The organism is Pseudomonas sp. 22082 (genome assembly GCF_052046055.1).
GTDB classification, from domain to species: Bacteria; Pseudomonadota; Gammaproteobacteria; order Pseudomonadales; family Pseudomonadaceae; genus Aquipseudomonas; species Aquipseudomonas pharyngis.
The window spans coordinates 1-12443 of sequence record NZ_JBQEQB010000024.1 but is presented as its reverse complement, the minus strand read 5'-3'; the positions used below and the strand labels follow the sequence as shown (position 1 = coordinate 12443).

The following is a 12443-nucleotide window of genomic DNA, read 5'->3' as shown; positions in this document are numbered from 1 at the left end:
CAGACGGACAGGAAACCCTGTGGGCGCGATCAGCTCGCTCACACAGGGTTTCCCGTTGTTCAGGCAATGGCGGGTATTGAGTGCCGGCGATGGTGTACGTCGAGCTGATCCTTGATGACCTTCAGCACCTTGGCCTCGTGTTCATGGATGAAGAAATGACCGCCAGCAAGCATGTCCACGGAGAAACTGCCGAGGGTTTCCTTGCTCCAGCCGATCAATTGCTCGGTGGTCGCGCGGTCGGTCGTACCACCCAGCACATGCACCGGGCATTTGAGCAGCGGACGCTGAATCCGCTGAAAACGTCCGCACAACAGAAAGTCGGCACGCAGCACCGGCAGGGTCAGGCTCATCAATTCGGCATTGGCGAGAATTTCCTCGCTGGTGCCATTCAAGGTGCGTAACTGCTCGATCAGTTCGGCATCGCTTTTCGGTTCGGCAAAGCCGCGGTCATATTCACTGCGCAGCGTCGGCGCCGCCGTGCCGGAGGCGAACAGCGCAACCGGCTCCGGCAACCCCAGAGCGCGCAAGGCATGGGCCAGTTCGCAGGCCAGCAGCGCGCCAAGGCTGTGGCCGAAAATGGCATAAGGCGCACGCAGGGTCGTTTGCAGTTCGCTGGCCAACTGACGGGCCAGCGCCCGCATGTCGGTTTGCAGCGCTTCGCCAAAACGTGCGCCGCGACCCGGTAGCTCTACCGGCTGTAGCGTCAGCCACTGCGGCAATTTGCGGCGCCAGCGGCTGTAGACCATGGCACTGGCGCCCGAATAAGGAAGGCACAGCAATGTCAGCTGAGTCACCCGGCTTACCTCGAAAAGTTGTCTGTATAAAAGAACGAAGGCGGCCCTGCAGAAATTAGCCCGCGCGCGTCTATCCAGTCATTTCAAGTGGCGGAAACTCTGCACCGCCGAGCCCAGCACCACCGCCCCGGCGGCAATCGCCAGCCAGAAGCCGCTGCGCGCACCGAACGCATCCACCAGTGCGCCGGAACCGGCGGCGCCGATGGCCACGCCGATGCTCAAACCGGTCACCAGCCAGGTCAGGCCTTCGGTGAGTTTGGCCGGCGGCACGATGCGCTCGATCAACGCCATCGCCACGATCAGGGTCGGCGAGAAGAACAGCCCGGCGATGAACACCGCGACAGCCAACCCGAAAATGTTGTTCGCCAGCAACAACGGCAAAGTGGTCACCGCCGTCGCGATCCCGCCATACAGAAACAACCTGGACAACGGCAGTTTCGAGCGCATCGCGCCGAAGGCGATACCGGCCAGACAGGAACCGATGGCGTACACCGAGAGCACGATGCTTGCCGCCGCCGGCTGGCCCTGCTGCTGGGCGAACGCGACGCTGACCACATCCACCACGCCGACGATCACGCCCATGGCAAGCATCAACGCCAGCAGCCACTGCACGTCGGTCGAACGAATGATCGAGCCTTGATGCTGCGATTCGTGCGGATGCACCGGCGGCTCGGTGCTGCGCTGGGCGACGAACGCCGTAACGCCGATGGCCAGCATCAACAACGCCGCCAACGGTCCGGCCTCAGGGAACACGCCGACGCACAAGCCCACCGACAACGGCGGGCCGACGATGAAGCAGACTTCGTCGAGCACCGACTCCAGCGCATACGCGGTCTGCAATTGCGGCTGGCCGCGATAGATTTCGGTCCAGCGCGCCCGCGCCATCGCCGACATGCTCGGCATGCAACCGGCCAGTGCGGCGCAGACAAACAGCGTCCAGGTCGGCGCCTGCAAACGGGTACACAATAGCAACATCAACAGCGCGCCTCCGCCGATCAGCGCCGCCACCGGCAGCACCCGCCCCTGGCCGAAACGGTCCACCAACCGTGACACCTGCGGCGCGCAAAACGCCGTGGCCAGCGCAAACGTCGCCGCCACCCCACCCGCCAATGCGTAGCCGCCGGTCAATTGCGAGAGCATGGTGATCACACCGATACCGGTCATGGAAATCGGCATGCGCGCGATCATCGCCGCCATCACAAAAGCCCGGGCACCGGGGGCGTTGAACAGTTCGCGGTAAGGGTTTGCCATCGGATGCAGCCTCATCAGGGGCGGCCAAGTTGCCACAAAGCCTGACAGCCGGGGAAGCGCGCAATTGTTGGTGGAGTGTGAAGTCCCTGTGGCGTGCAGGGCCAATCGCTGCAGCATAAAGCTGTCGATGATTTCATGTACGCGGATGAACTCTCGCCGCCGCCCATCAGTCAGCTAAGTAAGCCCTCAACCCAAGGCGCGACCCTGCATGCAGATTTCCCTCGCCCGCCAAGTGGCTCTTGTCACCGGCGCCAGTTCCGGCATCGGCCACGGTGCCGCCAAAGCCCTGGCCGACGCCGGTGCTGCCGTGGTCATCAACTACAACCGTCAGGCCGAGCCCGCCGAAGCGCTGGCCCGGCAGATCGTCGCCGACGGTGGCCAGGCCATCGCCATTGGCGCCGACGTTTCGAAGGAGGAAGACGTTGAGCGGCTGTTCCAGCAGACCCTCGACGCCTTCGGCACACTGGACATTCTGGTGGCCAATTCCGGCCTGCAAAAAGACGCGGCGGCGGTGGATCTGTCGCTGGCCGACTGGAACGCGGTGATCGGCGTCAACCTCACCGGCCAGTTCCTCTGCGCCCGTGCCGCGCTGCGGATCTTCAATCGCCAGGGCGTGCGCGAAGGCGTCTCCCGGGCTGCCGGCAAGATCATCCACATGAGTTCGGTGCACCAGCGCATCCCTTGGGCCGGGCACGTCAATTACGCAGCGTCCAAGGGCGGCGTCGATCAGTTGATGCAGACCCTGGCCCAGGAAGTCAGCCACCAGCGCATCCGCATCAACGGCATCGCGCCGGGGGCGATTCGCACGGCCATCAATAAAGACGCCACCGAAGGCGACGCCGCGCAGGACCTGCTCAAACTCATCCCCTACGGTCGCATCGGCGATGTCGAGGACGTGGCCAACGCGGTGGTGTTTCTCGCCTCCGATGCCTCCGACTACATCGTCGGCACCACCCTGTTCATCGACGGCGGCATGAGCCTCTATCCGGAGTTCCGTGGTAATGGCTGAGCATCAATCCGAACGACAAAGCCCCATCGACGCCCACGGCATCATTGGCGACCTGCGCAGCGCCGCGCTGGTCAATGACAAGGGCAGCGTGGATTTCTTCTGCTGGCCGGAGTTCGACAGCCCGTCGATCTTCTGCTCGCTGCTGGACACGCCCGACGCGGGGATTTTCCAACTCGCCCCGGACCTGCCCGATGCCCGGCGCGAGCAGATCTACCTGCCGGACACCAACGTCCTGCAAACCCGCTGGCTCAGCGACCACGCCGTGGTGGAAATCACCGATCTGCTGCCCATCGGCGACAACGACGATGCCTTGCCGCTGTTGATGCGCCGGGTGCGGGTGGTCAGCGGGCAGGCGACGTTTCACCTGCGCTGCGCAGTGCGGCATGACTACGCCCGCGCTGAGACCCGCACCGTCATCGATAAACAGGATGTGCTGTTCAGCGCCAGCGGGCAGCCGACACTGCGGCTGGCCTCGGATCAAGCCCTGAACGTCGATAACAATGCGGCGGCTGCGCAATTCACCCTCAAGCAGGATCAGACGGCGGCGTTCATGCTCGGCGCCAGCGACGATCCGCGCTTTGCCGAAGGCGCCGCGCAGCTGTGCATCGAACGCACGCTGAAGTTCTGGCGCGACTGGATCGGCCAGTCCAACTATCGCGGTCGCTGGCGGGAAATGGTCAATCGCTCGGCCCTGGCCCTGAAGCTGCTGACCTCGCGCCAGCACGGCGCAATCCTCGCCGCCGCCACCTTCGGTCTGCCGGAAACACCCGGCGGCGAACGCAACTGGGACTATCGCTACACCTGGATCCGCGACGCCTCGTTCACCGTCTACGCCTTCATGCGCCTGGGGTTTGTCGACGAAGCCAACGCCTACATGCGCTGGCTGCGCGGGCGGGTCAGCGACTGCTGCGGCCAGTCATCGATGAAGCTGAACATCCTCTACGCCATCGACGGCCGCCAGGAACTGCCGGAAACCGAACTCACGCATTTGGCCGGGCATGGCGGTGCCAAACCGGTGCGCATCGGCAATGGCGCGTACGACCAGATTCAACTGGATATCTTTGGCGAACTGATGGACGCCGTTTATCTGGTCAACAAGTACGGCGACGCGATTTCCCACGAAGGCTGGCAACACGTGACGGAAGTGGTCGATCAGGTCTGTGAGACCTGGCAGACCAAGGACGTAGGCATCTGGGAAATGCGTGGTGAGCAACATCACTTCCTGCACTCACGGCTGATGTGCTGGGTGGCGCTGGACCGGGCGATCCGTCTGGCCTCAAAACGCTCGCTGCCGGCGCCCTTCGCCCGCTGGGACCAGACCCGTCAGGCCATCCATGCCGACATCTGGGACAACTTCTGGAACGAAGAGCGCGGACACTTCGTGCAATACCAGGGCGGCACCGCACTGGATGGCTCCATGCTGCTGATGCCGCTGGTGCGCTTCGTCAGCGCCAAGGATCCGAAATGGCTGGCGACGCTGGAAGCCATCGAGAAACATCTGGTGCGTGACGGCATGGTTTATCGCTATCGCAACGACGATGCCGGCATCGACGGTTTGTCCGGCACTGAAGGCGCCTTCGCCGCGTGCTCGTTCTGGTACGTGGAATGCCTGGCCCGCGCCGGGCAAGTGGAAAAGGCCCACCTGGAATTCGAGCAACTGCTGCGCTACGCCAATCCGCTGGGGTTGTACGCCGAGGAATTCGACAACCGCGGCCGGCATCTGGGCAACACGCCCCAGGCGTTGACCCATCTGGCGCTGATCAGCGCGGCGAGTTTTCTCGATCGCAAGTTGAGTGGGGAGAAGAATTACTGGCAGCCGTAGTCGTCCTTTTTCGATAGAGCCTGTAAGAAAGATCTCCACTCCAACCGCCGTTTGTAGGATGGCCACCTACGAACGGCAAACACCCCTGAGCCTTTCACTACAAGGGCTTGCCCACACAATCGATTCCTTTCGATACAACTTGTTGATGGCACGACCTACAACAACCTGCCAACCCCGTGTAACGCTTGGCCCGCAACTCGCACTTACACCCCGAAATACCTTGTTGCCAGCTGTTACATCCCCCCCTACCATCCACCGCAACGGGCACAGCGGAGCTGTCCAATAAAAACCCGATTCAAGGAACCAGAATGAGCCAACGCATCCACCGCCAGATCGATACCCCACTGCGCACCGGCCTGAAGCGCGACGAACTGTGGGAAGCCACCGACAAGGGCCTGATCAAATGCTGGGAAATCGGCCGCCAGCGCGCCACCCGCTTCCCCGACCTCGCCCAACGCTGTCGTGCCGATGAACTGCCGGTACTCGGCTGGAAAGGCGGGGTCAGTCGCAGCCTGAAGAAGAATGAAAAATACGGATCACTGAAATACCTCGCCCAGTGGCAGGGGTTGCGTGGGGAAGATCTGGATATTGATCTGGGTGCAGAGCGAGTCATGACCTGCTCGCGGACCAAGATGGTGGTGACGTTTACCCCGGATCGCAGCAAGTATTTCAATCAGGTGGCAGAAGCCGAGGTGTAAGGAGACTTTCCATGACCCGTGCCGAAATCCGATTCAGCCAGACCCCAAGCCTGACCATCGGCTATGAGCATCACGGCCCGGAAAACGGCACGCCGGTCATCCTCCTCCACGGCTTCCCCTACTCCCCCCGCGCCTACGACGAAATCGCCCCGCCCCTCGCTGCCAAGGGCTACCGGGTGATCGTGCCGTACCTGCGCGGTTACGGCCCGACCCGTTTCAACAACCCGGACACGCTGCGTTCCGGCCAGCAAGCGGCGCTGGCTCAGGATCTGCTGGAATTGATGGATGCGCTGGGGATCGAGCAAGCGACGCTGTGCGGTTACGACTGGGGCGGTCGGGCGGCGTGCATTGTGGCGGCGCTGTTCCCCGAGCGTGTGCGCGGTTTGGTGACGGGCGACGGCTACAACCTGCAAGACATTCCGAATTCGGTCCGGCCGCTTGATCCCGAGACCGAGCATCGCTTCTGGTATCAGTATTACTTCCACACGCCCCGTGGCGTTGAAGGGCTGACGCAGAATCGCCGGGCGCTGTGCGAGTTGCTGTGGCAATTGTGGTCACCGACCTGGGCGCGGAACGCCGAGCGTTTTCCGCTGAGCGCAGCGGCGTTCGCCAACCCGGATTTTGTCGAGGTGGTGATTCACTCTTATCGCCATCGCTTCATGTATGCGCCGGGCGATCCGGCGCTGGAGTGGATGGAGCAGGCGTTGGAAAAACAACCGGAGATCAGCGTGCCGACGATTTCGCTGTGCGGTGCGGATGATGGCGTCGGCCCGGCGCCGGCGGACGATGAAGATGCGCACCACTTCACCGGGCCTTATGAGCGGCGGGTGCTGGCGGGTGTCGGGCATAACATTCCCGAGGAAGCGCCGGGCGAAACGCTCAAGGCATTACTGGATCTGCTGCAGCACTGACCGAAAACCGCTCCCGATACGCCTGCGGCGTCACACCCATGGCCCGCAGAAAACTGCGTCTTAAAGTCTCTTCACTGCCAAATCCACAATTGGCCGCGACCCGTTTGATCGGCAACCCGGTATCGCTCAACAAACGACGGGCGGTTTCGACGCGGATCAGTTCGATGGCTCGGGCCGGGGTCTGGCCGGTGTCGGCGCGGTAGTGGCGCACGAAGCTGCGTTCGCTCATGCCGGCCTGTTCGGCGAGGGTCGGGATGCCCAAGTCGCAGGTCAGATGTTCGGCGATCCACGCGTGCAGATCATCGAAGCGGTTGCCCTGTTTTTGCAGCGACAGCGTCACGCTGAATTGCGACTGCCCGCCCGGGCGCTTGAGAAAGACTACCAGTTGCCGGGCAACGTCCAGAGCCATGTCGCGACCGAGGTCGTCTTCGACCATGGCCAGCGCCAGGTCGATGCCGGCGGTGACACCCGCCGAGGTCCAGACCGGGCCGTCGTTGATGAAGATCGGATTGGGTTCGACCTGCAATTGCGGGTGCTGCTGCGCCAGTTGCTCGCAGCGGGTCCAGTGGGTGACGACCCGGCGACCGTCGAGCCAGCCGCTGGCCGCCAGCAGAAAGGCGCCAGTGCAGACCGAAGCCACACGCCGGCAGCCGCTCGCATGTTCACGCACCCAACTCACCAACTCGGCGTCTTCGGCAGCGGCGTAAACGCCCCAGCCGCCGGCAATGATCAGCGTATCGCTGGGCAGTTTCGGCAGCGGCTCGGCCAGCATCGCCAACCCGGCGGAAGAGTTGACCGCCCCGCCACCGCTGGCAATCACCGTTGGCGCATATGGCGCAGGCAAACCCTGCTGACGGGCGATATCGTTAGCCGAGGCGAAGACCTGCAACGGCCCGGTGACATCGAGCAATTGCACATTGGCGAACGCGAGGACGTGGATGGTTTTCGGCATTTGGCGTAATTCGTGGGCTGATTGGCGTATGCGCCAAAACCTACGCGCCTACAGTGAAGCCGTCCACCCTTTTCACGGAGAAGAATCATGGCGTTGCAGATCGGTTTTCTGTTGTTTCCCCAGGTGCAGCAACTCGACCTGACCGGCCCGTACGACGTGCTGGCCTCGTTGCCGGACGTGCAGGTGCATCTGGTCTGGAAGGATCTGGTGCCGGTCACCGCCAGCACCGGGCTGGTGCTGAAACCGACCACCACCTTCGAGGATTGCCCGGCTCTGGACGTAATCTGCGTACCCGGCGGCGCAGGCGTCGGGCCGTTGATGGAGGATGAGCAGACGCTGGCCTTTATCAAGGCGCAAGCGGCGCAGGCGCGGTACGTGACGTCGGTGTGTACGGGTTCGCTGGTGCTCGGGGCGGCGGGCCTGTTGCAGGGCAAACGGGCGACCACGCACTGGGCTTATCACGATCTGCTGCCGACACTGGGCGCAATCCCGGTGAAGGATCGGGTGGTGCGCGACGGCAATCTGTTTACCGGGGGCGGCATCACCGCGGGGATCGATTTTGCCCTGACCCTGGCGCAAGAGCTGGTCGGTGTCGATACGGCGCAACTGGTGCAGTTGCAGCTGGAATATGCGCCGGCGCCGCCGTTTGATTCGGGCAGCCCGGACACGGCGCCGAGTGCGGTTGTCGATGAGGCGCGCAACCGTGCAGCACCGTCGCTGAAACTGCGCCGGGAAATCACCGAGCGCGCCGCGGCGAAGCTCAATCTGCGCTGATCTCCAGCCAAAAACAAAACCCTGTGGGAGCGGGCTTGCTCCCACATTGGGTTTGTGTATGAATTCGGATTCACGCGTTGTCCCCACATCCCGTCACACCTTCACTTGTCCCGTAGCCCCCACCCGTGTAGAAAGCCTGTCCACAAATCGTGCACAAGGACTTTCCATGACAGCTCTGCCATGGCTCTATCTCGGGCTTCTCAGCCTTGGTTACGGATTGGCGTCGAGTTTCGGCCAGCTCGGCTGGCTGGCGCTGATCTCCATTGCACTGCTGGTTTTCGCCGGTTACGCCGTGCGCCAGCAAACCGTGCCGGTCGGGCGTTATCTCGGCCATGGCCTGTTTATCGTGCTGGCCCTGGCGCTGGCCCTGCACTGGCTGCCGGGCTTCTACAACGGCCGGGCCATCGAGCCCCAGCGCTTCACCGACAACGCTGTGCCGTTCTCGATGCACCTGAATCTCGACAAACCGCTGATTGGTTTCTGGCTGCTGCTGGTCTGCCCGTGGATCGTCGCGCGGCGCTCGTTGCGCTTGACGGTGTATGCGACAGCGCTGGCACTGACGTTGAGCGTGATTCTGGCGCTGGGCGGTGCGGTGTTGCTGGGCATGATCACCTGGGCACCGAAATGGCCGGATCAGGCGTGGCTTTGGGTGCTGAACAATCTGCTGCTGGTGACGCTGGTCGAAGAAGCGCTGTTTCGCGGCTATATCCAGGGCGGCCTGAGCCGGCGTTTCAAACACCTGCCCTACGGCGAAAATCTCGCGCTGCTGCTGGCGTCCCTGCTGTTCGGCCTGGTGCATGTGGGCGCCGGCTGGCACTGGGTGTTGCTGGCGAGCCTGGCGGGTGTCGGCTATGGTCTGGCCTACCGTTTTGGCGGGCTCGGTGCGGCTATCGCCACGCACTTTGGCCTGAACCTGCTGCATTTCGGCCTGTTCACCTATCCGATGCTCGCGGGTTGAAGCAAGGTCGGTTTTGCGACGCCGTACATATAAATGAAAAAAAATTTCAATAAATGACCGATACCGCCGACAACCTTTCAAAGCCTTGCGGATTGAAAAACCATGCGTAACAACCAGCCCATTACACAACGCGAACGGACTTTCCCGGCTCAGCAACGGTTGATTTCCACAACCGACGCCAAAGGCGTGATCACCTACTGCAACGACGCTTTCGTCGAAATCAGCGGGTTCTCGCGTGAGGAACTGATCCGTGCGCCGCACAACCTGGTTCGTCACCCCGACGTGCCGGCGGCGGTGTTTTCGCACATGTGGGGCACACTGAAACAAGGCTTGCCATGGATGGGCATTGTCAAGAATCGCTGCAAGACCGGTGATCATTACTGGGTGAACGCCTATGTAACGCCGGTGTTCGATGGCAATCAGATGGTCGGTTACGAGTCGGTGCGGGTCAAACCCACCGCCGAACAGATCCGCCGTGCCGAAGCGCTCTACCAACGCATCAACCAGGGCAAGTCGGCGATTCCTTCGAGCGACAAATGGCTGCCGATTGTGCAGGACTGGCTGCCGTTCATTCTGGTCAGCCAGCTGAGCTTCATGATCGGCGCCACCCTGAACTCGCAGTGGGGCTTCGCCCTCGCCGCCGGTCTGTCGGTGCCGCTGGGCCTGCTGGGCCTGCAATGGCAACAGCGCGGGCTCAAGCGCCTGCTGCGTCTGGCCGAGCAGACCACCTCCGACCCGTTGATCGCACAGATGTACACCGACAGCCGTGGCGCCCAAGCGCGTCTGGAAATGTCGATCCTCAGCCAGGAAGCGCGCCTGAAAACCTGCCTGACCCGTCTGCAGGACACCGCCGAGCACCTGACCGATCAGGCCAAACAGTCCGACGCCCTGGCGCACAACAGCTCCAGCGGTCTGGAACGTCAGCGCGTGGAAACCGAACAGGTCGCCACCGCCGTCAACCAGATGGCCGCCACCACGCAAGAAGTGGCGAGCCACGTCCAGCGCACCGCCGACGCCACCCAGGAAGCCAACCGCCTGACCGGTCGCGGCCGCGACATCGCCGGCGAAACCCGCGAAGCCATCCAGCGCCTGTCGGTCGTGGTCGGTGAAACCGGCCTGACCGTCACCCAACTGGCCAAGGACAGCGACGAAATCGGCGGCGTGGTCGACGTGATCAAAGGCATCGCCGACCAGACCAACCTGCTCGCACTGAACGCTGCCATTGAAGCCGCGCGTGCCGGCGAGATGGGCCGTGGTTTTGCCGTGGTCGCCGACGAAGTCCGCCAACTGGCGCAACGCACCAGCGAATCCACCGGGCAGATTCATGCCCTGATCGCCAAGTTGCAACAGACTGCGTCCAGCGCCGTACAAACCATGGAAGCCGGCCATCGCCAGGCGGAAGAAGGTGTGGCACGGGTTCTGGAAGCGGACCAGGCCCTGGTGGGCATCAGCGAAGCGGTGGCCAACATCACCGACATGACCACCCAGATCGCCGCCGCGACCGAGGAGCAAAGTGCAGTGGCTGAAGAAATCAGCCGCAACATCAGCAACATCTCGGAACTGGCGGACCAGACCTCGGAACAGGCGCACAACTCGGCGTTGCTGAGTGAAGAGCTGACGAAGACTGCCAACACGCAATATTCGTTGGTGGAGCGGTTTAACCGCTGATTGAAATGGCAATACAAAAAACCCGGATAGCGAGAGCTTCCGGGTTTTTTATTGCCTGTCTGAAATGGACGTAGCCAGCACCGCCCTCTTCGTGGGCAAGCCCACTCCCACAGGGTTTCGCATTGGCCACAAAATTTCGCAACACCACCATCATTGTGGGAGCGGGCTTGCCCGCGAAGAGGCCCAGTCTGCCGGCGAAAATCTCATTCAAAAAGCGCGGACAGTGCCTACAACTGAATCAGACCCAACTGACTGGCACGCGTTGAAGCCCGGCTCTACTTTGTCGTTCAAACCTATTCACACGGGCTAGCCAGCATGAAAAAACCTCCTACGCAGACTCCGATGCTGACGACCGACAAACCTGTGAGAAAGGAAGTCCGGGGTGAACTGACATTCCTTGATGTGCAGCGAGCGGCGCGTGATGGGCAGAAGGCGTTCGATAAATTTGTGATCTCTGGCAGGCTGCCTCCCGATTGTTGAGGAGGATCAATCCCGTGATTTTGAAAGCCCGGAGCGAGAAGGCGTCCGGGCTTTTTATTACCCGCTAAAACGTACGACGTCAGAGTTGGCGGTTACTGCGGCAAACGCAGCTTGTCCAGCAGTCGATTCACCAGCAACTCGTTCAACATGATCAGCTGTTGCAGCGCCAGCAGCGGTTTGCGTTCCGGGCCTTTTACCGAGTTGGCGATATTCCCGGCCATGGCGTTGGCTGACGACAATGACTCGCTGGCTTCGACAAGCAGTGTTTCGTCATCGAGCGTGGGATCGACCATGTAGATGGGGCGGGACTTGGGCGGGAAGTACTTCGGGATTTCGGGGCCGAGGTAATAGTCGAGTGCGCGATCGGCGGCTTCTTTTGTCTTTTTGGACTCGAGCTCGGGGTCGTTGGAGGTTGGATCGGTTACTGGTGGATTTGGTGTGGCTTTGAACATGGATAAAACTCCAATTCGAAAAAATGGGAGCCATCACCCTCGCTACCAAACGGCGGGTGGCGGCCATGCGCGGGTTGGTAGACCGGTCGAATTGGGAAACCCGGCGCTCACGAATGAGCCCCACGCATGCCCACCATACAAAGCTGCACCTCAGAAAAGAGACAGCATTGAAGGTGTCGCAATAACCACAACTCGAATCGGGCTACCAAACCCAGTCACTTTTGAGTGACAGGGAAACGATATAGCCCTCTCCAAGCCGCGTAAGCCGGCGGATTCTGGCGTACGCGTAGGCAACGACGCAAGGAGTCGTAGCCCTTATGGCGTAACGGTTCGTGTACTTTAAACGCGCTTGCAGAATTACGTTTATGCGCCAAAAAGCCGGATGTTTGACTGTTCCTTTGCTGTGCTCTGGCAGACCGCTTTCGTCGGATCGCCGCCCGGACCAAGCTCGCTCCCACAGGGATCGCATGCAGTCTGCAGGAAACTGGTCGGCTCGTAGGCCGCCATCGCCAGCAGGCTGGCTCCCACAGAAAACGAAAGCAGTTCGTATCCGCTTCTCACCACTCAAAACGATGAGCGTTAGCTCGAGCACCGCTTCTGATCTTCGGGCGACGTCGGAAGGCTGAGTGGAGGGATTTATCCGGGGGTGGGAGCGCAGCGACCGTTTGGCGAAG

11 protein-coding genes are annotated in these 12443 nt (G+C 61.9%); 7 read left to right on the top strand and 4 right to left on the bottom strand.

From position 1 onward, the window contains the following. Positions 1-59: 59 nt before the first annotated feature. Both ACTJK9_RS24155 and ACTJK9_RS24150 read right to left on the bottom strand, forming a co-directional pair. Positions 60-794 carry a thioesterase II family protein gene (locus ACTJK9_RS24155; RefSeq protein ID WP_440816773.1) on the bottom strand — a complete coding sequence of 245 codons (735 nt, stop codon included), beginning with the start codon at positions 792-794 and terminating at the stop codon, positions 60-62. 78 nt (positions 795-872) lie between these two features. After that, entirely contained in the window at positions 873-2045 is a 1173-nt protein-coding gene (locus ACTJK9_RS24150; RefSeq protein WP_085612879.1) for an MFS transporter, read from the bottom strand. A gap of 208 nt (positions 2046-2253) precedes the next feature. Here ACTJK9_RS24150 and ACTJK9_RS24145 point away from each other — a divergent pair, with 208 nt between their 5' ends. The 4 genes from ACTJK9_RS24145 (at position 2254) to ACTJK9_RS24130 (ending at position 6485) form a co-directional block, all read left to right on the top strand. Continuing rightward, entirely contained in the window at positions 2254-3054 is an 801-nt protein-coding gene (locus ACTJK9_RS24145) for a glucose 1-dehydrogenase (protein WP_440816770.1), read from the top strand. Continuing rightward, on the top strand, positions 3047-4876 hold the full coding sequence (locus ACTJK9_RS24140) for a glycoside hydrolase family 15 protein (protein ID WP_440816767.1): 1830 nt from the start codon (positions 3047-3049) through the stop codon (positions 4874-4876). The genes ACTJK9_RS24145 and ACTJK9_RS24140 overlap by 8 nt, the downstream gene beginning before the upstream one ends. 308 nt (positions 4877-5184) lie before the next feature. After that, positions 5185-5574: a hypothetical protein gene (locus tag ACTJK9_RS24135; RefSeq protein ID WP_440816764.1), complete on the top strand. Its 390-nt coding sequence runs from the start codon at positions 5185-5187 to the stop codon at positions 5572-5574. Between the two features lie 11 nt (positions 5575-5585). Beyond that, on the top strand, positions 5586-6485 hold the full coding sequence (locus tag ACTJK9_RS24130; RefSeq protein ID WP_440816762.1) for an alpha/beta fold hydrolase: 900 nt from the start codon (positions 5586-5588) through the stop codon (positions 6483-6485). Here ACTJK9_RS24130 and ACTJK9_RS24125 read toward each other — a convergent pair. Further along, the gene (locus ACTJK9_RS24125) at positions 6454-7437 is read right to left on the bottom strand and encodes a GlxA family transcriptional regulator (protein WP_440816759.1); all 984 of its coding nucleotides are present in this window, start codon (positions 7435-7437) and stop codon (positions 6454-6456) included. The two genes, ACTJK9_RS24130 and ACTJK9_RS24125, sit on opposite strands and share 32 nt — an antisense overlap. A gap of 87 nt (positions 7438-7524) precedes the next feature. On the opposite strand from ACTJK9_RS24125, the gene inhA reads away from it, so the two are divergent. The 3 genes from inhA (at position 7525) to ACTJK9_RS24110 (ending at position 10837) form a co-directional block, all read left to right on the top strand. After that, positions 7525-8211 carry an isonitrile hydratase gene (gene inhA, locus ACTJK9_RS24120; RefSeq protein ID WP_085612892.1) on the top strand — a complete coding sequence of 229 codons (687 nt, stop codon included), beginning with the start codon at positions 7525-7527 and terminating at the stop codon, positions 8209-8211. 166 nt (positions 8212-8377) lie between these two features. Continuing rightward, positions 8378-9169: a lysostaphin resistance A-like protein gene (locus ACTJK9_RS24115; RefSeq protein WP_440816755.1), complete on the top strand. Its 792-nt coding sequence runs from the start codon at positions 8378-8380 to the stop codon at positions 9167-9169. Positions 9170-9271: 102 nt separating this feature from the next. Then, complete coding sequence (locus tag ACTJK9_RS24110) at positions 9272-10837, top strand: methyl-accepting chemotaxis protein (RefSeq protein WP_440816752.1); 1566 nt, start codon at positions 9272-9274, stop codon at positions 10835-10837. Between the two features lie 572 nt (positions 10838-11409). Here ACTJK9_RS24110 and ACTJK9_RS24105 read toward each other — a convergent pair. Then, complete coding sequence (locus tag ACTJK9_RS24105) at positions 11410-11769, bottom strand: DUF6124 family protein (RefSeq protein WP_085612895.1); 360 nt, start codon at positions 11767-11769, stop codon at positions 11410-11412. Positions 11770-12443 lie beyond the last annotated feature (674 nt).